At 60.2% G+C, this 23,146-nt stretch carries 13 protein-coding genes and 1 other annotated feature; of the genes, 7 read left to right on the top strand and 6 right to left on the bottom strand.

What is annotated here, in order from left to right:
• The first annotated feature begins 7 nt into the window (after window positions 1-7).
• Both pheT and G359_RS18480 read left to right on the top strand, forming a co-directional pair.
• Window positions 8-2,440, top strand: coding sequence for a phenylalanine--tRNA ligase subunit beta (gene pheT / locus G359_RS18475; protein ID WP_045837309.1), 2,433 nt, complete (start codon window positions 8-10; stop codon window positions 2,438-2,440).
• A 33-nt stretch (window positions 2,441-2,473) separates the two neighbouring features.
• Window positions 2,474-3,835 carry an NAD(P)/FAD-dependent oxidoreductase gene (locus tag G359_RS18480; RefSeq protein ID WP_045837310.1) on the top strand — a complete coding sequence of 454 codons (1,362 nt, stop codon included), beginning with the start codon at window positions 2,474-2,476 and terminating at the stop codon, window positions 3,833-3,835.
• Window positions 3,836-3,922: 87 nt separating this feature from the next.
• On the opposite strand, the gene G359_RS18485 is transcribed toward G359_RS18480, so the two are convergent.
• The 4 genes from G359_RS18485 to G359_RS18500 form a co-directional block, all read right to left on the bottom strand.
• Window positions 3,923-5,164: a lytic murein transglycosylase gene (locus tag G359_RS18485; protein WP_045838225.1), complete on the bottom strand. Its 1,242-nt coding sequence runs from the start codon at window positions 5,162-5,164 to the stop codon at window positions 3,923-3,925.
• A 98-nt stretch (window positions 5,165-5,262) separates the two neighbouring features.
• A complete protein-coding gene (mbfA, locus tag G359_RS18490; protein WP_045837311.1) occupies window positions 5,263-6,219 on the bottom strand; it encodes an iron exporter MbfA in 957 nt (318 codons plus the stop codon).
• 135 nt (window positions 6,220-6,354) lie between these two features.
• Window positions 6,355-7,950: a SulP family inorganic anion transporter gene (locus tag G359_RS18495; RefSeq protein ID WP_245280086.1), complete on the bottom strand. Its 1,596-nt coding sequence runs from the start codon at window positions 7,948-7,950 to the stop codon at window positions 6,355-6,357.
• Window positions 7,951-8,190: 240 nt separating this feature from the next.
• Window positions 8,191-8,757: a hypothetical protein gene (locus G359_RS18500; protein ID WP_045837312.1), complete on the bottom strand. Its 567-nt coding sequence runs from the start codon at window positions 8,755-8,757 to the stop codon at window positions 8,191-8,193.
• A 170-nt stretch (window positions 8,758-8,927) separates the two neighbouring features.
• Between G359_RS18500 and lepA the strand changes: the two genes are divergently transcribed.
• On the top strand, window positions 8,928-10,730 hold the full coding sequence (gene lepA / locus G359_RS18505) for a translation elongation factor 4 (RefSeq protein WP_045837313.1): 1,803 nt from the start codon (window positions 8,928-8,930) through the stop codon (window positions 10,728-10,730).
• Window positions 10,731-10,765: 35 nt separating this feature from the next.
• Here the strand turns inward: lepA and G359_RS18510 are convergent, their stop codons facing one another.
• Complete coding sequence (locus G359_RS18510) at window positions 10,766-14,791, bottom strand: AsmA family protein (RefSeq protein ID WP_045837314.1); 4,026 nt, start codon at window positions 14,789-14,791, stop codon at window positions 10,766-10,768.
• A 504-nt stretch (window positions 14,792-15,295) separates the two neighbouring features.
• Window positions 15,296-15,348 (top strand) — a sequence feature (sul1 is cis-regulatory element that is thought to sense ions involved in sulfur or methionine metabolism; They are found in Alphaproteobacteria).
• 83 nt (window positions 15,349-15,431) lie between these two features.
• On the opposite strand from G359_RS18510, the gene G359_RS18515 reads away from it, so the two are divergent.
• From G359_RS18515 to G359_RS20235, 3 genes are all read left to right on the top strand, one after another.
• The gene (locus tag G359_RS18515) at window positions 15,432-16,913 is read left to right on the top strand and encodes a SulP family inorganic anion transporter (RefSeq protein WP_045837315.1); all 1,482 of its coding nucleotides are present in this window, start codon (window positions 15,432-15,434) and stop codon (window positions 16,911-16,913) included.
• A 204-nt stretch (window positions 16,914-17,117) separates the two neighbouring features.
• The gene (locus G359_RS18520; RefSeq protein WP_045837316.1) at window positions 17,118-19,562 is read left to right on the top strand and encodes an ATP-dependent helicase; all 2,445 of its coding nucleotides are present in this window, start codon (window positions 17,118-17,120) and stop codon (window positions 19,560-19,562) included.
• 265 nt (window positions 19,563-19,827) lie between these two features.
• Window positions 19,828-20,025: a hypothetical protein gene (locus G359_RS20235; protein ID WP_082073014.1), complete on the top strand. Its 198-nt coding sequence runs from the start codon at window positions 19,828-19,830 to the stop codon at window positions 20,023-20,025.
• 77 nt (window positions 20,026-20,102) lie between these two features.
• Here the strand turns inward: G359_RS20235 and G359_RS18525 are convergent, their stop codons facing one another.
• Complete coding sequence (locus G359_RS18525; protein WP_245280087.1) at window positions 20,103-21,344, bottom strand: J domain-containing protein; 1,242 nt, start codon at window positions 21,342-21,344, stop codon at window positions 20,103-20,105.
• Between the two features lie 341 nt (window positions 21,345-21,685).
• Between G359_RS18525 and G359_RS18530 the strand changes: the two genes are divergently transcribed.
• A complete protein-coding gene (locus tag G359_RS18530) occupies window positions 21,686-23,137 on the top strand; it encodes a TMEM143 family protein (protein WP_045837318.1) in 1,452 nt (483 codons plus the stop codon).
• The last annotated feature ends 9 nt before the right edge of the window (window positions 23,138-23,146 follow it).

A 23,146-nucleotide genomic window follows, 5' to 3' on the forward strand; every position in this document is an offset into this window, starting at 1 on the left:
GCGAACAATGAAATTCACGTTCTCTTGGCTGAAGGATCACCTCGACACGGAGAAATCCGTCGACGAGATCGCGACGACGCTGTCGGCCATCGGGCTCGAAGTCGAAGGCATCGAAGATCCCGCGAAGTCGCTCGGCGCGTTCAAAATCGCGCGCATCGTCGAAGCGAAGAAGCATCCGAACGCGGATAAGTTGCAGGTCGTCCAAGTCGAGGTCGCCAAAGGCGAACCGCTGATGGAAGTCGTCTGCGGCGCGCCGAACGCACGCGCGGGCATGGTGTCGGTGTTCGCGCCGCTCGGCACCTACATTCCGGGCTCAAAAATCACGCTCGAGAAAAAGCCCGTTCGCGGCGTCGTCTCGAACGGCATGATGTGCTCCGCCGCCGAACTCGAACTTTCCGAGGAAAGCGACGGCATTCTCGATCTGCCCACCGAATGGGCCGATAACGTCGGCGCCCGCTACATCGACGTCGTTGGCCTCAACGATCCCGTCATCGAGGTCAAACTGACGCCGAACCGGCCGGACTGCACCGGCGTGCGCGGCGTCGCGCGTGATCTCGCGGCAGCGGGAATGGGCAAGCTGAAGCCCGAGCCGAAGCTCGGCGCGGTCGAAGGCAAAGTCGAATGCCCGATCGATATCAAGCTGGACTTCACGAAGGAAACCGCGAACGCCTGCCCGGTATTCGCCGGACGCCTCGTCAAAGGCGTGAAGAACGGACCGTCGCCCGCTTGGATGCAAGCGCGTCTGAAAGCTGCAGGCCTTCGCCCGATCAACGCCCTCGTCGATGTCACGAACTATATCTCGCTCGACCGCGGGCGCCCGCTGCACGTCTATGATGCAGCTAAGCTGAAAGGCGCCATCCGCGCCCGGCTTGGCAAAGCAGGCGAGAAGTTCCTCGGCCTCGACGACAAAGAGCACGCCGTCGACGAAACGATGTGCGTGATCGCCGATGACACCGGCCCGCTCGGCCTCGGCGGCATCATGGGCGGCGAAGCCTCAGGCTCGACCGACACCACGACCGACGTCTTCATCGAGAGCGCATACTTCGATCCGGTCCGTACCGCAGCAACGGGCCGAAAGGTCGGTTTGCAAACCGATGCGCGGTATCGTTTCGAGCGCGGCGTCGACCCTGCATCCGAGCGCCCCGGCCTCGATCTCGCGACCGACATGATCCTGAAATTCTGCGGTGGTGAGCCGACGAAGGCCAAGATTGCGGGCAAAGAGCCCATCGAAAACCGCGTGATTTCGTTCGATTTCGCGCGCATCGAAAAGCTCTCGGGTGTGAAGCTCTCGAACGACGAAATCTCCGATACGCTGAAAGCCTTGGGCTTCACCATCGACGGCAAGCCGAACGCCGCAAAGATTACCGTTCCGACTTGGCGCCCTGACGTCCACGGCCCCGCTGACCTCGTCGAGGAAGTCGTCCGCATCGCCGGTCTCGATCGCATCCCGGCGACGCCCCTGCCGCGCGCCGCTGGAATTGCCCGCGCCGTCCTGACGGAAAAGCAGAAGCGCGCCCGCCGCGCTCGCCGTCTCTTGGCCGCACGCGGCTTCGTCGAAGCCGTGACGTGGAGCTTCATCCCAAAGGAGCAGGCGACGCATTTCGGCGGCGGCTCACCCGCTCTTGATCTCGGAAATCCCATCTCCGTCGAATTGTCGTCGATGCGTCCGGGGTTGCTTCCGGGTCTTCTGACCGCAGTGACCCGCAACCGCAATCGCGGAATTGCCGATGTCGCTCTGTTCGAACTTGGCCAAGCCTATCGCGGCGAGCAGCCGGAAGATCAGTACGCGAGCGCCGCTGGCGTCCGCGCCGGAACGGCACGCCTAACGGGCGCCGGACGGCACTGGGACGGTAACACCAATCCCGTCGGCGCCTTCGATGTGAAGGCCGATGTCTTCGCTGCGCTCTCCGCGCTCGGGCTCGACCCATCAAAAGCGCAAATCACGCGCGACGCCCCGGCATGGTATCATCCGGGCCGCTCCGCCGCGTTGAAGCTCGGCCCGAAAACCGTGCTCGCCTACTTCGGCGAAGTTCACCCGGCAACGCTGAAGGCGCTCGACGTCGAAGCCCCCGTTTCCGCGTTCGAAATCTTCCTCGACGCCCTGCCGCCGGAGAAGAAGAAATCGCGCGCCAAGCCGCCGCTTGCAGCTTCCGATCTGTTGCCCGTGACGCGCGATCTCGCCTTCATCGTGCCGAAAGACGTTGCGGCCGGAGATGTGGTGAAAGCCGCGGCAAATGCCGATAAGGCTCTGATCCGTTCCGTGAACGTCTTCGACGTTTTCGAAGGGGGCAGTCTCGCGGCCGAAGGCAAAAAATCCGTCGCCATAGAAATAACGATCCAGCCTGCGACGGAAACGCTGACCGATCAGGCCATCGAAACGATAACCAAAAAAATAGTATCGGATGTTAAGAAGGCGACCGGCGGCGAATTGCGTTCCTAATGCCGCCGTCATGACTTTGCGCATGAGGCCAATATGAATTTGCAGGCTCCCGCTACATTGCCAGACAAAGGCACCGCCGAAAAACAGCCCTATCGCATCGTCATCGTCGGCGGTGGCGCAGGTGGATTAGAACTCGCGACACAGCTCGGCCAGAAGCTCGGCCGCTCCGGCAAGGCAGAAATCACGCTCGTCGATCGTGCGCGCACGCACATCTGGAAGCCGCTCCTGCACGAAATCGCGGCCGGCAGCATGGATACCGGACGCCACGAACTGTCCTATCAGGCCCAGGGCCACTGGCACGGATTTCGTTATCGCTACGGCGAAATGATCGGGATCGATCGCGCCAACAAGCGCGTACACCTCGCGGCGACCTACGACGAAGACGGCCGCGAGATCACGCCCGATCGGTGGTTCCCCTACGATACGCTCGTCATCGCCATCGGCAGCATTTCAAACGATTTCGGAACGCCCGGCGTCATGGAGCATGCAATCATGCTCGACACGCCCGAACAGGCCGAGCGCTTCAACAGGCGACTGTTGAATGCCTGCGTTCGCGCCTACGCGCAGCCGGGCCCGGTGCGGGACGGCCAGCTCCACGTCGCGATCATCGGAGCCGGCGCAACCGGCAGCGAGCTTTCGGCAGAGCTGCACCATGCGGCTCGCGGCTTGATCGAATTCGGGCTCGATAAGCTCGATCCGGAAAAAGACTTCAAGATCACGCTGATCGAAGCGGCGCCCCGCATCTTGCCCGCCCTTCCCGAGCGCCTTTCGCAAGCGACCGCGAACATTCTGCGCGGCATCGGCGTCGATATTCGCGTCGGCAGCCCGGTCACGAAAGTCACGGCACAAGGGGTAACGCTTGCGAATGGCGAGTTCATCCCGTCCGAACTCGTCGTTTGGGCCGCCGGCGTCAAAGGCCCGGATGTCCTCTCCAAGTTGGATGGCCTCGAAGTCAGCCGCATGAACACGCTCGTCGTCAAGCCGACGCTGCAGACGACGAAGGACGACAACATCTTCGTCATCGGCGATGCCGCCTACCTGCTTCCCGACGGCGAAACCGCGCCGATCCCTCCCCGCGCTCAGGCAGCGCACCAGGAGGCGAGCCACCTCCTCAAACAGATCCAACGCCGCATGAATGGCGCGACGGATCTGGCGCCGTTCAAATATCGCGATTTCGGCTCGCTGGTTTCGCTCGGCAAATATTCGACCGTCGGCAACCTGATGGGCTTCATCGAAGGCAAGTCGCTGCGCATCGAAGGCTGGTTCGCCAAGATGATGTATCGGTCGCTCTACAAGATGCACGAGGTCGCGCTGCACGGCTACATCAAGGTCGCGCTCGACACGCTCTCGCGGATACTCACGCGTCGCACGGAGCCGCAGGTCAAGCTGCACTAGGTGCAAAGCGGTATGAGTTGCAGTGATGAATGACGATTACGCCGGCGGCTCAACGAACCGCCGGCGAAATTCATTAAGCGAGCGGTTCTAGCTGCGGCCGCGCAGCGCCGTCAGCAGCTCGGCCGTCGGATAGCTGTCCGCCGGCAAACCGAACTTGATCTGCATTTCTTTGATGGCCTTGCGCGTGCCGGCACCAAGCTTGCCGTCGATCTCGCCGACATCGAAGCCCCGGCGCTTCAAAAGGCTTTGCAACTCTTTCAGCTGCTCATAGCTCAGCGAGACCACATTGCCGCTCTCGCGGCTAAGGTTCGGCGCGCCTGCCATGCGGGCGGCGAGATGCGCTGCCGTCATCGCGTAGGTCAGCGACTGGTTCCACTGCGTGTAAACGAGGAAGTTCGGATAGGCGAGGAAGGCCGGGCCGTTGCGTCCCATCGGCAGCAAGAGCGACGCCTGGAGACCATCCGCCGGAAGCCGCTTGCCACCAACACCTTCGATGCCCCACGCGGCCCATTGCGAGCGCGGCAGCCGTACAGCCAGATCGGCCTTATCCCACGGGAGATCTCGCGTGATGCGAACTTCTTCGAGCCACGGCTCGCCGCGCCGCCAGCCCATTGCTGCGAGGAACTTCGCCGTCGATCCGATGACGTCGGCATTGCTGCGAATGAGATCGACGCGCCCGTCGCCGTCATAGTCGATGCCGTAGTTGAGATAGTGGCGCGGCAGGAACTGCGTCTGGCCAAGTTCGCCCGCCCACGAGCCGATCATCTGATCAGGGGTGAGATCGCCGCGCTGAACGATCTTCATCGCAGCCTTCAGCTCTTCGCGGAACATATCGCCGCGACGGCAATCCCACGCCAGAGTCACAAGCGAATGCATCACGGGCAGCTTGCCCATTCCGCCACCGAAGTCGCTTTCGAGCGCCCAGAACCCGGTGATGACGGCGCCTGGCACGCCGAACTCTTTCTCGGCGCGATCGAAGATGTCGCGATAGCGCTGCAGGTAAGTGCGGCCCATCTGCTCGCGGCCTTTGGTGGCGAGCTTGAAATAGAATTCGATGAACGTCTGAGAGAAAAAGCCCTGCTTCCGATCGCGGCCGATCGTGCCCTGATCGGGCGTCATGCCGCCGATCGTCTCTTCGATCGTCTCCGGACGAATGCCCTCCGAAATCGCTTCGCGCTTGAAATCTGCAAGCCAGCGGTTGAACGGCACCGTGTTCTGGCAATTGCGCTTGTTCGGGGGCGGCGGCGGTGTGCTTTCCGCATTGGCACTCGCGGAGAGCCCCGCGAGCATGAGTGATGCCACCGTGAAAACGAGAAAACCTGCGCGCATGAGATGCCTTCGGCCATTGATTGGGGCCGGCACTTTTGCCAGCCGCATGGAGAGCGTCAAGAGACTATGGCTTGAGTGAGGCCTTCCCGGTCTCTTGTCTAGGCACTGCCGATCAGGACGCCCACCATAAAGACGATCAAGCCGCCGACAACAACTTCCGAAGCCGCACGCCAGAACCGGGTTTCGCTGAATCGCGAACGAATTCCAGCGATAATCCAAAGCTCGATGAACACCACGCTGACAGCGATCGTGGTCGCAGTCCAGAAATCCGGAATGAGGTAGGGAAGCGTATGACCGAGACCGCCAAGGGCGGTCATCACCCCTGTGACCGAGCCGCGCAGCCACGGATGGCCGCGTCCCGTGAGTTCCCCATCATCGGAAAGCGCCTCAGCGAAGGCCATCGATATGCCGGCACCGATGGACGCGGCAACGCCGACGAGAAATGTCTGCCAGGTATTATGCGTGGCGAAAGCTGCAGCAAAGATCGGCGCCAGTGTCGAGATCGAGCCGTCGATCAAACCCGTCAGCCCGGGCTGCACGTACTGAAGTACGAAGGAGCGGCGCGCGGCCTGTTCTTCATACGCTTTCACCTTTTCGGTCAGTTCCACAGCCGCAACGTCGTGGGCGATTTCGATATGCTCGTTTTCGGCCGCGATCAGATCGCCGAGCAGCTTGCGGATTTCAGCATCCGAGGCGCGCGCCAGTGCGGACTGATAGAAACTCCGCGTTTCAGCCTCGATCTGCTCGGCCTGCCGCCGCACCTTCTCGATGCCGAGCGGACGAACCATCCAGATCGGATCATGGCGAACGAAGCCTGCCACGTCCTGGCGGCGGATGAGCGGAATATGGTCGCCGAACTTGCGGCGGAAGAGATCGATCAGCCAGCGGCGGTGCTCGTTCTCCTCTTCACCGAGTTCGGTGAAGATTTTCGCCGATGCCGGATAGTCCGCGCTGAGGCCCGCTGCATAGTCCGCGTAAATGCGGCCGTGTTCTTCCTCGAGTGAAATCGCGAGCGCCAGAATTTCGCGTTGATCGAGTTCGCTGAACTTCCGCATAATCACCAAGATCCTAGAATTAGAATAATTCTAATCTAAGAGCAAATGACGCGTTCGGCAAGCGGCGCACGTGTCGCGCGCCGCCTGTTGGTATCGCCCTGAAATGCAGGAGCCCCCTAATCGGGTGGCCCCAGTTCAAGCGGCGTTCGGGGCCGCCGCAGTCGCCCCCGCCGCGCTTTCTTTCGCGGCGGCCCGCTCGAGCGCATTGCCGCTGCGTTGCTGATACTTGTTCTTGAGCGCATCCCACTCGATCGAAAGTGAACCGCCACTCAAACCATGCTGGCGATCCCAGTTCGACAACAGATCGATACACGCGTGATCGATGTAATCGAGATCACCGATGTGCACGTGAACCTGCGCGCCAGGGGGTAGCTCCTCCAGCGCGGATGCAAGCATCGGCAAGCGAACGAGAGTTGCTGACCCTTTGAGATGCAGGTCTACCCGATTGTCTGGCCCAACCTGCTTGGTGACTTCGAGATGGGAGAACGCATAGACGAGTTTCAGTAGCGATAGCCCAAGGCCGACGAGCACGCCGTCCAGAAGGTTCGTCAGCACGATCATCACGACTGTGATCGCGTAGATCGCAACTTCGGCCCAGCCGTAGGATCGCAACGTCGGCAGGATCTTCGGATACGCGAGTTTGTAGCCCGTATAGACGAGCACCGCAGCGAGCGCTGAAAGCGGAATGAGCTTCAGAACCATGGGAAAGAACGCGACGAGAAGCAGAAGCCAAACGCCGTGCAGGATCGCAGACCACCGCGTCTGGGCTCCCGCTGCAACGTTTGCGCCCGAGCGAATGATAACGCCCGTCATCGGCAGCACGCCGAGAACGCCACAGATGGAATTGCCGACGCCCTGCGCAAAAAGCTCCTTGTCGTATTTCGTTCGCGGTCCGGTGTGCATCTGATCGACGGCCGTCGCACAGAGAAGCGTTTCCGCACTCGCGATGAAGGCGATGGAAACCGCGCCGATGAAAATACCCGGCTCGACGATGTGCATGATCTTCTCAGGCGTCGGATACATTTGGAGCGACCACTCCCAAATGTTGCTCGGAACATCGACGAATTTGATGGATTCCAAACCGAGAAGCTTGGCTGCGATCACCGCCACGATGACGCCGACAAGCGGCGCCGGGACGAGTTTCATCGATTTGGGGGAATAAGCGCTCCATCCGGCAATCGTCACGATGGTCAGCAGTCCAACGAGCCCGGCGGTCTGACGCCCGGCGCCACTGCGGATCGCATCGATAAAAGCGGCCGGAATTCCGATGAGATTCTGCACCCCGCTGCCGAGCGGTTTGCCATCGAACATGACGTGAAACTGCGAAGCAAAGATCAGCACACCGATGCCCGCGAGCATGCCGTGAATGACGGCCGGTGACACCGCGCGAAACCATTGGCCGAGCTTCAGATAGCCCGCCAGCATCTGAATGAGCCCGGCGAAAAGCACGATCGTACCGAGCATGGCAGCGCCGTGATCTTGGACGAGCATGTAGACGAGAACGGTAAGCCCCGCTGCAGGTCCGCTGACTTGCATCGGCTGGCCGGAGATCGTCGCAACGACGATACCGCCGACTATGCCGGTGATGATGCCCGTGGTCGGCGGCAAGCCCGATGCAATTGAAATGCCCATGCACAATGGCAGGGCCACGAGAAAGACGACAATCGAAGCAAGAAAATCGCGTCCAAACACACTAGCAGCCGGAGCCGAAGCCGGGTTCGACATCGTCATAAAGCGTTCCCCGTTCTAGCGCGAAGAGCCTCCGCGCAGCCTGTTTTTATTTTTATGCGGAACGTTGTCGGTCCGCGTGCGGCCTTTAACGGTTGGAACGATAGACACAGTAAAACGCCTGCGGCAACGGCATCGGCGTGTAGAAAAGTTGCCGCGTTGCGATATAAACCGCATGAAAAAGGCGCCGATCTCACGGGACCGGCGCCTTGAATATTCAAATTGCGGGGTGACATCAGCGCATTAGCGCGAGTTGCCTTTACCGCCGGATGGCTTGCTCCCCATAGCCTGCTGCTGGGTATCCACCCATGTGGACATCGCCTGCTGCCAGCCCTTCTGCCACATCTCTGCGGCCTGCATCCAGAACTGGATCGGATTGACGGCCCCGCCGCCGAAATCAGGAAAACCGCCGCCGTTAGTCGCCGAAAACTGCGGGAACCCTGACCCTGCTCCGAATCCGGGTACGTTCGGAAAGTTCGGGAACGATGGGAAGCTCGGCACCTGCCCCGCATTGCCAAGCGCCTTCACCTGCTTCTCCCAGACGTCCATCACCTGATCGACGGCTTGGAGCTGCAGCTTCGATGCGCTTTGCATCTGCTTGCGGCTGAGTTCGACGAAATCTGTTGGCCAACCCAGAGATTTGGCCGCTTCCGCCATCTTATCGAAGACGGCGTTGCTGTTCTTCTCTCCGAGATCGGCAAGCTCCGCCCGCCAGTTGGCCATGGCGTCGAACGCCTGAATGACAGCCTTTTTCGCATCTTCCCCGAGCTTGGTAAAAGCGGGGTTCGCCTCGAACGGTGAATTGGCCATATCGGTTCTCCAGGAGCGCCGGGGAGCACAAGGGGCGCGAGAAGATTTCTCGCACACCGCCACCGCTGCCGCCACTTATATCGACGTGCGGCGATCAAGCAGCCCCTATAAGCTCCTCAGTGGCTTAACGCCCCTTTTACCGGTCAGTTCCGGGTGCTATGAGCCCGCCCATGACAGCCATTTCCCATATTCGAAACTTCTCGATCATCGCCCACATCGATCACGGCAAGTCGACGCTTTCCGACCGGCTGATCCAGCTTTGCGGAAACGTCTCAAATCGTGAAATGAAGGAGCAGATCCTCGACTCGATGGACATCGAGCGGGAACGCGGCATCACGATCAAGGCTCAGACCGTCCGGCTCGACTACCGGGCGAAAAACGGTGAGCTTTATCAATTGAATCTGATGGACACCCCCGGTCACGTCGACTTCGCCTACGAGGTGTCGCGATCACTGGCCGCCTGCGAAGGTGCCATCCTCGTCGTCGACGCGAGCCAGGGTGTCGAAGCCCAGACCCTCGCCAACGTCTATCAGGCGCTCGACAACAACCTCGAAATTCTACCCGTACTGAACAAAATCGATTTGCCGGCCGCCGACGAGGATCGCGTCAAAAAGCAGATCGAAGATGTGATCGGCATCGATGCCTCCGGCGCGATCGGCGTCTCCGCCAAGAGCGGCCTCAACGTCGAAGCCGTCCTCGAAGCGATCGTCGAGCGTCTTCCCCCGCCAAAGGGCGACCCGAAGCTGCCTTTGAAGGCCATGCTGATCGACAGCTGGTACGACGCCTACCTCGGCGTCATCGTGCTCGCTCGCGTCATCGACGGCACCTTGAAGAAGGGCCAGCGCGTGAAATTGATGGCGACGGACGGCAGCTATCAGGTCGAACGCGTCGGCATCTTCCGTCCAAAACAGGAAATGCTCGAACAGCTCGGCCCCGGCGAAGTCGGCTTCTTTACTGCTGCGATCAAGGAAGTTGCCGATACCCGTGTCGGCGATACCATCACCGACGAAAAGCATCCGACGGCTGAAGCCCTTCCCGGTTTCAAGCCCGCGCAGCCCGTCGTCTTCTGCGGCCTCTTCCCGGTCGATGCCGCTGATTTCGAAGATCTTCGCGAGGCGATGGGCCGTCTCCGCTTGAACGACGCCAGCTTCTCGTTCGAAACGGAAAGCTCTGCAGCATTGGGCTTCGGCTTCCGCTGTGGCTTCCTCGGGCTTTTGCATCTTGAGATCATCACGGAGCGTCTCGAGCGCGAGTTCAACCTCGATCTCATCACGACGGCGCCGAGCGTCATCTATCACTTGCATATGAATGACGGCACGATGATCGAGATGCACAATCCGGCCGACATGCCGGAGGTCTCCAAAATCGATCACATCGAGGAACCGTGGATCGAAGCCACCATCCTCGTCCCCGACGATTACCTCGGCGCCGTGCTGAAGCTCTGTCAGGACCGCCGCGGCCGCCAGAAGCAGCTCACCTATGCGGGCTCGCGCGCCATGGTGGTCTACGAGCTGCCGCTCAACGAAGTGGTGTTCGATTTTTACGACCGCCTGAAGAGCGTCTCGCGTGGCTACGCATCCTTCGACTATCACATCAAGAATTACGAGGAAGGCGACCTCGTCAAACTCTCCATTCTCGTCAACAGCGAGCCGGTCGATGCGCTCTCGATCATCGTGCACCGTTCGCGCGCCGAAAGCCGCGGCCGCTCCATGTGCGAGAAGCTGAAGGAACTCATTCCTCCGCACCTCTTCCAAATTCCGATTCAGGCCGCGATCGGCGCCAAGGTCATTGCGCGCGAGACGATCAAGGCCCTTCGGAAAGACGTTTTGGCCAAGTGCTACGGCGGCGACATCTCACGAAAGAGAAAGCTGCTCGACAAGCAGAAGGCCGGCAAGAAGAAGATGCGCGAGTTCGGCAAAGTCGAAATTCCCCAAGAGGCGTTCATCAATGCCCTCAAGATGGACGACAACTGACCACTCTGGCGGCCGCGCGCCTACTGCACGCAAATTTACTGAAAGCCGCCTAGGCTCTTCATCACCTCATCCGATGAGGTTCGGCGCGGCTGCTGCCTCTGGACGCCCGTTGAGCGTCCCGACGATGGCCGCACCGCCGGCTCAGGCTTCGGAACGGGTAGGCCCGTTTCAGGATCGATCACGACGGCGCCAGTCGCCGCGTTCGGTTCGCCGCCCGGCACGCTTTCCTGCGAAAGTGGCTCGACCGTTATTTTCGGCGTCAACACGGTGTTGCCGGGCGCATCAGCAGGCTTCGTCGCGCCTTGCGGTTCTGCCTGTTGAGCTGCCGGAGCATTCGTAGAGGCGCTCCCCTCCGTCGCTGGTGGTTGCGGCGGAACAGGCGGCGCCGGTGATGCATCCGGCTGCGGCTGCGGCGCTGTCTCCGCGCCAGGCGTCAAACGTTCGATTTCCTTTTTCTTCGCCGCAGCTATGGCCGCAGCTCGCTCGGCAGCGAGCTTCTTCCGGCGTTCCTTCTCGAGACGAATACGCTCCTCATCGACGCGCCTCGATTGCTCAAGCTCTTCGACGTTGCGCTCCATCTGGCGAACGACGAGTTCGCGCTGAAGAGTGGCGACGTCCGCTTTGATTGTTAAGCCGCCAAGATTATCGAGCGGGCCGTCGTAAAGCACCAGGATCGCAGGCAGCGGACCCTTGGGAGCGGGGGGCGCCCAATTCGCAATCGGAATTGCCGGCGGCGGCAAAGGCCTGACGTTCGACGTAAGCTGGAAAGCCGCATTCATGTCGAGCATTGCGAGGTCGGCAGTAACATTGCCTTCCACGCGGCCATCGGGACCATCGAGCACGAACTTGTCGAGCTTGATCGAGCCATCCGCGATCGAAACCGCGAACTCCCGGTTGCCGATTGCCAGCTTCGATGAATTGAGTGCACCGGCAAGGGCCGTTGATATCGCCCGCTGCTCGTTCTGCAATTTCCCGCCAAGCACATCGTCAACGATTTGTGCAACGGTCGCCGTCGAGGGCCCAGGGATTTCCGCGTCCGCGAACTTTGCCGTGCCGTCCCCACTCATCACCGCAACGAGACCCGCCGGACTTTGCGCCCGCGCCTCCGCTTTGAGATCGATCGTCGCCGTGCCTTTTCCGGTTGCACTAACGGCCGCCAATTTGGCCTGCTCGAGCTTCAGCGTCGAGGTGAAAGCGACACCATTCGATGCCTTCTCGAAACCGACGTTCCCAGTCAACTGTCCGCCTGCTGCCGTCGCATTGAGATCGCTCACGACGAGCTTGCCGGGAGCCAGCGTCAACGTGAGTTTGCCGTCGTGCGTGGCAAGGCCCCCGCTCAAGTCGAGCGTCTTGAAGGCGATCTTGAGCGTCGCATTCGTGCTGCCGAGGGCCGCAAAATTGAACAGTCCCTCAGGCCAGATTGGCTGCACATCCGCGGCAGCGTCGTTATCGACGTCAGATCCGGCCGCGGTGGGCTGCTCCGGGCGCGCGTCGGTGATGGCCGCGAGCAGGCTCTGAAACGCGACGCGATCCGCATCGATATTTCCAGCGACCTGAACCGCCTCAGCCTTCGGCGTCACGGTCAAATTGCCCGCAAGGGTCGACGTGCCAAGCGAGAAATCGTGCGCCGCAACGGTCCAATCGTTTCCATTACGGCCAATATGAAGCGAGCCATGAGCTGCAACGTCTTCCGAGCCGCTCGGCAGCGAAACCCCAGCAATGGCTAGCGCATCGGTAAATTGCGCTGCCTTGAAATCGAGCGTTCCATTGAGCGCCAGTTCAGCGTTCTCCGGCCATCGCGTATGCCCCGTGAAGCTCATATTGAAATCTGGTGACGCGATATCCGCACGGGCTTCCGCGTCTGCGCCGAAAACGCCGGCCGTCACGAGAGACGCGCGTGCCGCTTGCGCTGGCTGTTCTGTGCTGACGGCGTGGCTAGTGACTGCACCCCGTCCGAGCGTCGTCAGCAGCGACGACAAAGTTGGCGCATCGAGTGATGTGCGAATGCGGCTTGGACGTGAGCGCCAGCCCTCAAGTCCGCCATCGAATTCGGCGGTGCCGTTGAGATTTGCGCCGTTCAACGTTCCGTCGAACGTCACGTCGGTCGCTGTCGGCGACCTCAGGCCGAGCCGGATCAACCCGGCGATCTTGCCGTCTTTCAGTCCCGTGAAGCGATCCTCGCCAAGCACCGTCACAAGACCGGCCTTGCTGACGAGATCGCGCATCGCCTCCGGCGTCGTCCCAACGAGATCGAACGCAAACGTGCCAGCCGGTCCGCCATCCCGCGTCTCGACGCGACCCTCGAGTTCGATCGAAAGTCCGCTCTCGGTGGTGAGCTTGGCGACCGGCAGCTTGATGTCCCGGCCTTCGATCGCGAACGAAACATCGACATCCCGATAGGCCGTGTCGCGGTCGGTCAGCCGGCTGGCGATGACACGCAGCCGAACATCTCCCGGCAAAACCGCGCGCGGATCTTCTGCGCCTTCGACTTTTTGAAGACCGAGCGAGCGGCGGAATTCGCTATTCAGGGCGGCCGCGATTTTCGGAAAAACTTCACGCGTGTCGAGGTCGGCGGCCTGCAGCGTCAAATCCGTTTGTTGCCTGTCGCCGCGCAGGATCTTGAGTTCACCGGCAAGCGCGCGGCCCGAGAGATCTCCAGAGGCGTCTGTCAAAGCAAAGTGCGTATCGTCGACTTCGAGCTTGCCCGCGGCCGAATAGGAACCGTCGGCGTCGAAATCAATCGGAACGCCGGATTTCTCCGCCCACGTTTTCAGCCGCCCAAAACTGCTGCCGCCGATGAAGGCATTGCCAGCGAAGCTGAACTTGCCCGCATTGTTCTTGAGGTCGCCTGCAAGATCGAGCCGCGATCCACCGGGCAGGCTGACCTTAAACGTGTTGAGGTGCGTGACATTGCCTTGACGGATCGCATCGAGCGACAGGCCGCCCGCGTTTTCGCCGCCAACTTTCACCTGTTCGAGATTGATCTTCGCCGTCGCGGTGCTGTCGCCTGCAACGGATTGCATCAACCCGCCAGTGAGTTGCTTGAGCTTTGCGAAAGAGGCGCTTCCCTGTCCCGCGCCCGCAAGCCTGTCGATGTCGAGCCATTTCGATTGCAGGGAAATGTCGAGCCGGGGCGACGCCGTCCACGTGGCAACAGCCGATCCCGTAATCGTTTGCGCGGCGGCCGCGTCATCGAGCGTTAGCGCGAGCTTCTCGAATTTTGCGCCCAGCGCGTCGGCCGTGACGTCCGATTTGAGATCGAGTAGCGGGGGGGCCTTGCCTCCGGGAGCGACCGTCTCGCTGCCCGGAATGGCAAGTTTCCCGGTCCACTTGCCTTTGAATATCGGCTTGTTGCTCAGATCGGAAACCCGCCCGTCCAGCATGTAGACGGTCGGAGAACTGTCGCCGCGTGCGGAAACTTTGAGCGCGAAGGTTCCGTCGGGCTCGGGAATATCGGTCGCGAATTTGACGTCGTGGTCGGCTCCCGCCCAGGAAACCAAACCTTTGAAACGGAACGGACCTTTGAGGCCATCGGCCGACAGCTCGCCATCGATGCCGTCCAGTGACGCTACGCGCTCAGCTGCTGCGTTGTAGATGGATATCGCGCCATCCGTGAGTCGCACCGAGCGAAGCGCAACATCATGCGGCACGAACGGCATATCGCCGGGCTTCAACTCGATATTGGTCCAATTCCCGCCGCCCTTATCGTCGGCCACAAGTGTCAGAACCGGTTTATCGAGCTCGATTTGACTGGCCTCCAATACGCCGCGCAGCAGCGCAGGTCCGGAAAGCCACATCGTGAAACTCTCTGCACGGACGAACGGCTCGCCCGTCTGCCCAGTCAAGTTGGCGATGCGAACCTTCTCGAAGCGGACGTAGGGAACCGGAAGCAGCTTCAGGTTGACGGAACCACCGACGCGGACGTCACGGCCAAGAACCTTCGACGCCTCCTCCTCGAAGACGCCACGATATCCGTTCCAGTCAACGAAATTTGGTACGGCAAAAAGCGCCGCAAGAACAACGACCAGTAGGCCGCCAAAATATAATAGCCCGTTGTTCATGAACGTCTCTTTGAGCCGCGCCCGAAACGCAAAGCACAGTGGCGGACATCATCGAAATAACGTCCCTGCCTTGTACACCTGTATGACACGGCAGCAGTTCACTCTGAACTTGAAATTTGGCTCAATTCCAACGGACGCGAAGCGGTGCGCCCACAAATCGAATTCACAACCTTAGATCATAAGCATACGCGTCCTGTAAATGCGGTGGAATTTCCGCGTTGTACCGAGAAGTTTGAGAGAACCACATTGAGTTCAGCTGTCGTATTCGGTTAGCCGCCGCAACTCGCGCGATACTTAAATTGAAAACGGCAAAAACTCGAACTGATCGTGAAACGTGACGACATCGCCCGCTCTGAAAACAAGCCGTGTTGCACCCGAAAAAAGCAGTTCCAGATTCCGAATTCCCAATCGTCTGGCCACAAGCTCAAGCGCGAATTCGCAGTTAACTGAAACGGTTGGTCGCGGGGCTTGATACCGCATCGCAACATGTTATTCTGCGGCCTCATCGGACCCGATTTATCGGGTGGCTCGGCCGGGCGCCTATCCCTCGGAAAACCCTCAGCGTATCGCGATCGTTCTGCCGTCTTCCAGGCCGGCCGGACACTGCCCATCGCCTCGCTGACTAAATTGGTTCAAACGATTGACACTGCTCCAGACTGTTCGCCGCGAATGGCTGACAAACATCCCCACTGAGGTCCTCTCAGGCATACTTGTCGCCCTGGCGCTTATCCCTGAAGCAATCGGCTTCTCCATTGTTGCAGGCGTCGATCCGAAGGTCGGCCTATACGCTTCCTTCTCTATTGCTTGCGTCACCGCCATCGTCGGTGGACGGCCGGCCATGATCTCGGCCGCGACCGCCTCGACGGCGGTGCTCATGATCACGTTGGTGAAAGACCACGGCCTCCAGTACCTGTTCGCAGCAACGGTTCTGATGGGGTTGATTCAAATCGCGGCCGGAGCGCTGCGGCTCGGCCTGCTGATGAAGTTCGTGTCGCGCTCCGTGATGACCGGCTTCGTCAACGCACTCGCCATCCTGATCTTCATGGCCCAGCTACCGCAACTGACGCACGCCGGCTGGGAGACCTACGCGATGGTCGGCGCGGGCCTCGGGATCATCTACCTCTTTCCCTTCGTCACGACGAAAATTCCGTCCGCGCTCGTCAGCATTATCGTTCTAACTGGTTTCACGATCTACTCCGGCATCACGCTTCGCACCGTCGGAGATATGGGCGAACTCCCGTCGAGCCTTCCCTTTTTCGCGATACCAGACGTCCCATTCACTCTCGAGACGCTGAAGATCATCCTGCCCTACGCTCTAGCGATGGCGGCCGTTGGCCTGCTGGAAAGCCTGCTGACCGCATCGATCGTCGACGACATGACCGACACCGGCAGCAACAAGAACCGTGAATGCGTCGGCCAAGGCGTCGCTAACTTCGTCACGGGCTTCTTAGGTGCGATGGGAGGCTGCGCGATGATCGGACAATCGGTGATCAACGTCACCGCCGGTGCGCGGACAAGACTTTCCACATTCGTCGCCGGTGCATTCCTGCTGTTCTTGATCGTCGTCATGGGCGATTGGGTTAGGCAAATCCCGATGGCGGCATTGGTCGCTGTGATGATCATGGTATCGATCAGCACGTTCAACTGGTCATCCATCGCCAACTTGCGCTCGCATCCCCTCTCCTCCACCGTCGTCATGCTCGCAACGGTGATCGTGGTCGTGGCGACCCGTGACCTGTCCCTCGGAGTCTTGACCGGCGTGGTGCTGAGCGGCGTGTTTTTCGCCGCCAAGGTCGCTCGGCTCCTGGGCGTCTCGACGAAGAGATCGGAGGACGGCAACGATATCAAGTACGTCGTCACCGGTCAGGTGTTCTTCGCATCCTCGAGCAGTCTCGTGGATGCCTTCGACTACTCGGATGTCCCGGCCCGCGTGTGGATCGATGTCAGTGCGGCGCACTTCTGGGACATATCGGCGATCGGTGCTCTGGACGAAATCGTGCGCAAGCTCCGCCGTCATGGCGCAGTAGTCGAGGTCATCGGCCTCAACGAGGCGAGCGCGACGATGGTGGAGCGCTTCGGAACCCATCATCGCCCAACGGCCAGCCAGCCGGCGGCGCATTGAGCGCGAGTGGATAATAGCGCCGCCTTCTGTCCTGGACGGGAGGCAGCCCGAAGGCGCGGGAATCACGCGCCTTCTCTGTTCGGAAATGTTGGCCTTTTCAGGCGCTTGAATAATTGTGGATCGATTTGACAAACGCTGTCCGCAAGGCCGCGGCGGGGCGCCGCGCCGGTTGTACGATCAGCTTCGGTGGTTTACCTGAGTTCCATGACCTCAATTCAGAATCCGAACGCCACCGGCAGCGGAGATTTGCCGCACGATGACGACCCGCCGTTCGATCTGCCGGAGGCGCCCCGACCGGAGCGCCAGGATGACAGGAACAGCCCGTCCATTTCGGCGCGCGCCGTAGCTGCGTCTCGCGGCCAGCCGACATATCTCGACGGTCTCAATCCAGAACAGCGCGATGCCGTCGAAACGACGGAAGGACCGTTGCTGGTTCTCGCAGGCGCCGGCACCGGAAAAACGCGTGTCCTGACGACCCGCATCGCCCACATTCTCGCAACCGGCCGCGCCTACCCGTCGCAAATTCTCTCCGTGACGTTCACGAACAAAGCCGCGCGCGAAATGCGCGAGCGCATCGGAACGCTCATCGGCGGAACGCTCGAAGGCATGCAGTGGCTCGGCACGTTCCATTCGATCGGCGTCAAGATCCTGCGCCGCCACGTCGAACTCGTCGGCCTGAAGCCAGGCTTCACGATCCTCGACGACGACGACCAGGTACGCCTGCTGAAGCAAGTCCTCGAAGCCAACGGCATCGATAAGGACCGCTGGCCCGCGCGCCAGCTCGCAAATCTGATCGACAGCTGGAAAAATCGCGGCTTGACGCCCGATAAAGTCCCTGAGGGCGAAGCCTACAATTTCGCCGTTGGCCAGGGCGCGAAACTGTACGCGGCCTATCAGGCCCGGCTGAAAGATCTCAACGCCTGCGACTTCGGCGATTTGCTTCTCGAATGTCTGCGGCTCTTCCGCGAGCACCCCGACGTTCTCGCCGACTATCACCGCCGCTTCCGCTATATCCTGGTCGATGAGTATCAGGACACCAACGTCGCCCAATATCTGTGGCTGCGATTCCTGGCGAAAGGATCGCCGAACATCTGCTGCGTCGGTGACGACGATCAGTCGATCTACGGCTGGCGCGGCGCCGAGGTGGACAACATCCTGCGCTTCGAGAAGGACTTCCCCGGAGCAAAGGTCATCCGGCTCGAACGCAACTATCGTTCGACGGCGAACATTCTCGCCGCCGCCTCCGGCCTCATCGCGAAGAACGATGGCCGTCTCGGCAAAACGCTCTTCACCGACGGTGCCGCCGGATCAAAAGTCAGCGTCGCGAACTTCTGGGATGACGAGGCGGAAGCACGCGCCATCGGCGAATCTATCGAGCAGTTTCAGCGCAAGAACGAACGCCTGAACGATATGGCCGTTCTGGTGCGGGCGTCATCCCAGATGCGCGCGATCGAAGACCGTTTCATCACGCTCGGCCTTCCCTATCGCGTCATCGGCGGCCCGCGCTTTTACGAGCGTCAGGAAATCAAGGACGCGATTGCGTATCTCGACGTCGTGGCGAACCCCGCGAACGATCTGAAATTCGAGCGCATCGTCAACGTACCGAAGCGCGCTCTTGGCGACACGACGGTCAAGCGCGTCCACGAACTGGCGCGCGCTCGCGCGATCCCTCTCTACCAGGCCGCTCGCGAGATCGTTGAAACCGATGAGCTGACGCCGCGTGCGCGCAAATCGCTATTCGACCTGACGCAATCATTCGAACGCTGGCGCGCGAGCTTGGAGCACACGCGCCACACGGATCTTGCAGAGCAGATCCTCGACGAGTCCGGTTACACGGCGATGTGGCAGGCTGACAAAAGTCCGCAGTCACAGTCGCGTCTCGAAAACCTCAAAGAACTCGTGCGCTTCATGCACGACTTCGACTCGTTGCAAGGCTTTCTCGAACACGTCTCTCTCGTCATGGACGCCGACAAAGGCAACGACGGCGATCGCGTCTCCTTGATGACGCTCCACGGCGCCAAGGGATTGGAGTTCGGCATCGTCTTCCTTCCGGGCTGGGAAGAAGGCTTGTTTCCGCATCAGCGCTCGATGGATGAAAGCGGCAAAGCCGGCCTCGAGGAAGAGCGGCGGCTCGCCTATGTCGGCATCACGCGCGCAAGGCGGATTGCGAAGATTTCGTTTGCTCAAAACCGCCGGACGCACGGCCTTTATCAATCGGCGCTTCCATCCCGCTTTGTCGATGAATTGCCCGTCGCCGCTGTCGAAGTGGTCGAAAGTGAAATGCCGTTCGGCGGCAGGCCCGATCCATTCGGCTACGGAGGGGGCTTCGGGCAGAGCCGCTTTGATCGGACAGGCGGATCGGAACCGTTCCGGTCGACTTACAATACGCCTGGATGGCAACGCGCTCAGCAATCCTGGAGCAGCAGCAAAAAGGATCCGAAAAAGAGATCCAGGGGACCGCTGACCCTCGAAGGCGAGCTGGTGGCTGCCTCAAGCGCAAACGCCCCCTCGTTCAAAACCGGGACGCGCGTGCGTCACGAAAAATTTGGCGAGGGAACCGTGACGGCCGTCGACGGAAACAAGCTGACCATCGACTTCGATGACGGCTCGACGAAGCGCGTCGTCGCGAGTTTCGTTGATCCTGTATGACGGTTTTGCGATAGATAATGCTCCGATCGCGCCTAACTCTCGCCGCGAAATTTCTTCGTATTGCCGCAATTATACAACATATTATCCCCAGCTCGTTGAGCGTGGGGGTTCATCAGCTAAATCAAAACTTTAGGACGTCGGCTCTGCCGGCGTTAACGGGGTGCGTTTGCGTTTAAGTCCCTGATCTAAAAGAAATTAGCAGGGACATGAAACCGAAACGTGGGACCATTGTTTGGGAGGGTAGAGTCCTTGAAAGGAGCTATCCATGAGCACTTACCGCTTTCCGTTGAGAGGTAAGATCGGCGTCGTGCGCGGACAGGACGGGGACGTTCCCGCGCGGCGGATTGGTGTTCAGCGTGATTTGAGCCGGGCAAATCGCAGGAATTACCTGCTGTCAGATACACCGCCGTTGACCGAGGAGGAGATCAGAAACCTTCCGGTCGCCCATCGCTACTCATCATGAAGTAAAAACAAGAACGCATTCGGACTCGAATGATTGACGGCACCGCTTTTGAGAGAGCGGTGCCGTTTGATTTTGCATCAAGCCGCCGCGGCTGTCCTGACCTTCAATATATCCCATGCAGCATTGACCTGTTTGATCCTCTGCTCCCGATAGCGGCGGTCGGCTTCATCGCGAGCGTGATCGGGATGCCATGACATCCGCAACGCATCGACGATCTTCTTGACGGCGGCATCTGGGGCATCGGGATTGAGCCCGAGAATTCTGTACGCCTCAAAAGTCGTCGAGGGAGCGTCGGGCTCGGCCGCAGCAGCGCTCTCTTCGTGTGACACCGGCACAGCCCCTTGCGCGATACGCGCGATGCGGTCGAGATCACGCGTAATCGCGCGAACCGCCGACCGCAACTTCTCAGGCCCGATCTGCCCGGCGCGACGTCCAAGCTCCGCCACGCGATCGTATAAACCGTCGAGTTCGGATGCGAGCACATCCCGCAACAAGAGATCGCCCGGAAGACCGGCAACGAGAAGCTCAGTTTCATGCAATCGGGCATGCACGTGAGCCAGCGAATTTGCATTTTCACCGTCATCGTCATCGTGAGCCGATGCGGCTTTGAAGTTTTCATAGCTCTTGCGGAAAGCCGACGCGCCACGGGCAAAAGATGCCGCCACGAGGTCCCACAGTCGCGCGGGCAGCGGTCCTTCTCTTCCGGCAAAATGCAAGAACTCGAACGACATAAGCTGCCGCCGTCGCACCAAGACTAAGCAGGCCGCCATCAAAGAGATGAGAAGGGTCGAGACAACGCCTGCGACCTTCAACGCATTTCCCGAGCCCGGCGCAGCAGCCGATGCCGCGGCCGGATCGACGACCGTGATCCATTGCGTTGCCGCAGGCTCGGGCTCGGACCGCAGAGAAGCCGGCTCGATGACAGCATCAGCGGAAAGCGGTTGCGACGCGACCTGCGGCAGCGTCGTCGCATGCGCGAACCCAGGAAAAACAAAACGGCCCCTGAGTTTGCTGACAGGCGCGTAACCGGGAGGAAGTTGATCAGGTAAGCGAACGCCCGAAGCGCGCGCCGATGCGGCGACCCTGGCCCAGGCGACTCGTTGGCCGCCGCAGTCGACCGAAAATTTGTAGACCATCATCGTCTCGCACGTCCATGCAGCCGAGCCGGAGCATGACGAAAATGGAAGATCCTCCCGAGGACCGATGATGCGATAGGTCGTCTCTTCCGATGGCGACAGGCGAGGAGCGCCTTTCTCCATCGTGCAACTGTAGGGTAGAACGAGCTCGTCTGCCTCGACGGCAGCGCACCCAAGGACCATGCACACTGCAAGGCCCGAGGCCAAAAAACGCAAAGCCCCCATAATCGTCCGCCCCCGAAAGCGAAAATCCCCTCTAATCCCAGTTGTGCATGATCCTAGTCCAACTTGGTCCCTACAATGGCAAGAGCGGAAGTTATGAACCGAAAAATTTAGCGCGAACGGGAACTTAGTGATGTATCGTCAACCGCGAATCAGGCTGGCCGATCCGCACCGGTCTCGGCGAAATGCTCGTCATCATTCCGCGACGAAGGGTTGCGAGGCTCGCTTGATCTCCAGCGACTCGCTATGAACTTCGTTGTGTAAGAAGCTGGTATCGAAAACAAAAGTTCGGGGAGTTGTGCATGGCGTCGGCAGACTTTGCGGAAGGCCGATTTCATCGGAGTCAGAGCCTTTTTCAGCGGCTTTCGGATCTTGCTGACTTCGAAGCAAAGCCCGCTGAGGTCCTCGAGGACGTCGAACGGCAGCCGATCGACATTCTCGAACCCGATGATACGCGCAAGCGGGAGCGCTTCATTCCCGTAACGCGCTTCGCACTGCTCGACCGCCTGACCAAGCCCTTTCTTTGGCCGGCCGGACAAGCAGCCGATGCGCGCCGCTTCTTCCGCTATCTCGATTACTGGCGCCAGCAGCAATATTTCGCACTGCTTCTCGATCTCGAGCAGACCTATGAGGCATTCTCGCCCGACAGCGACCTGCTGATGACGAGGAGCTTCTCGGACGACGAGCGCGACACCTTAAAGCATCGGGTCTTCGAAGGCGTCGAAAGCCTGCTCAAGCGCGCCAACTACGAGCGCATCGATCCGAGCAACGTTGAACTCATCCTGACTCGCGATAGCCACTATGGCCTCGATCTGTTCGTCGATATGAACGAGTTCGACCGGATTTCGATCTTTTATCGCGGTGCCTCGAACCGGAAATACGAACGACGCCGCATTCGCAAGTTTTTGCGAAAGGAAGAGTTCGACGTTCCGATATTCCAGCGGCTATTCTTGATGTTCAAGTTGAAGCCGGTTGAAATGTGCATCGAAGAAGCAATGCGCGACATGAAGCTGTCCCGTGAGGCGGCCGAGAAATATGTCGCCAAAGCCCGCGCGCATTTCCCGAAGAGCATGAATGAAAAGAATATCTACTTGAAGCTCTTCAAGAACATTCCGCGCACCGACGTCGAGATGATCTTTCCCAACACCAAAGTCCGGTTCCGGCCGATGGACAAGCTTCGCCTCGGAGTGACGGCGGGCGGCGGCCTCGGCATGGGTGCAGCAGGCGCGGCCGGCAAGGTCGCCCTGTTGATGAGCAATCCGATCGCGGCGATTGGTGCGCTCGCGGGCCTGGGCGGTATCGCCGCTCGGCAAGCCATGGGCTTCCTTAACCAGAAGCAGCGCTACATGGTCATCATGGCGCAGAACTTGTATTTCCACACCATGGCCGACAATCGCGGCGTCATCCTGAAAATCGCGGCCCGCGGCGCCGAAGAGGACGTGAAGGAAGAGATGCTGCTCTACAGCGTTCTCGCCAAGGAGAAGTCGACACGCGCAGATCTGCCGTCCATCGACCTCGCCATCGAGAATTACCTGACCCGCACCTTCGGCGTGAAAATCGATTTCGAGATCGACGACGCGCTCGATCGGTTAATCCGCGATGGCATCGTCGTCGAAAAGCCGGATGGCTCCTTCGTCACGTTGCCACCGGCCGAGGCGGCGAAGCATATCGACGCCAAGTGGGACTTGTTCCTCGACCACCTACCCGATCCCGTCAGCACGGAAGGCTACGAGTTCGAAGGCAGACCGGCCTAGAACAGAACA

Origin of the sequence: Hyphomicrobium sp. 99, assembly GCF_000384335.2 — a bacterium.
In the GTDB taxonomy this organism is placed as follows: Bacteria; Pseudomonadota; Alphaproteobacteria; order Rhizobiales; family Hyphomicrobiaceae; genus Hyphomicrobium_B.

What these genes read in the sequence shown, in the direction of transcription:
- pheT (WP_045837309.1), top strand. Translation starts at nt 8, where the DNA reads ATGAAATTCACGTTCTCTTGGCTGAAGGATCACCTCGACACGGAGAAA.
- G359_RS18480 (WP_045837310.1), top strand. Translation starts at nt 2,474, where the DNA reads ATGAATTTGCAGGCTCCCGCTACATTGCCAGACAAAGGCACCGCCGAA.
- G359_RS18485 (WP_045838225.1), bottom strand. Translation starts at nt 5,164, where the DNA reads ATGCGCGCAGGTTTTCTCGTTTTCACGGTGGCATCACTCATGCTCGCG.
- mbfA (WP_045837311.1), bottom strand. Translation starts at nt 6,219, where the DNA reads ATGCGGAAGTTCAGCGAACTCGATCAACGCGAAATTCTGGCGCTCGCG.
- G359_RS18495 (WP_245280086.1), bottom strand. Translation starts at nt 7,950, where the DNA reads ATGACGATGTCGAACCCGGCTTCGGCTCCGGCTGCTAGTGTGTTTGGA.
- G359_RS18500 (WP_045837312.1), bottom strand. Translation starts at nt 8,757, where the DNA reads ATGGCCAATTCACCGTTCGAGGCGAACCCCGCTTTTACCAAGCTCGGG.
- lepA (WP_045837313.1), top strand. Translation starts at nt 8,928, where the DNA reads ATGACAGCCATTTCCCATATTCGAAACTTCTCGATCATCGCCCACATC.
- G359_RS18510 (WP_045837314.1), bottom strand. Translation starts at nt 14,791, where the DNA reads ATGAACAACGGGCTATTATATTTTGGCGGCCTACTGGTCGTTGTTCTT.
- G359_RS18520 (WP_045837316.1), top strand. Translation starts at nt 17,118, where the DNA reads ATGACCTCAATTCAGAATCCGAACGCCACCGGCAGCGGAGATTTGCCG.
- G359_RS20235 (WP_082073014.1), top strand. Translation starts at nt 19,828, where the DNA reads ATGAGCACTTACCGCTTTCCGTTGAGAGGTAAGATCGGCGTCGTGCGC.
- G359_RS18525 (WP_245280087.1), bottom strand. Translation starts at nt 21,344, where the DNA reads ATGGTCCTTGGGTGCGCTGCCGTCGAGGCAGACGAGCTCGTTCTACCC.
- G359_RS18530 (WP_045837318.1), top strand. Translation starts at nt 21,686, where the DNA reads ATGGCGTCGGCAGACTTTGCGGAAGGCCGATTTCATCGGAGTCAGAGC.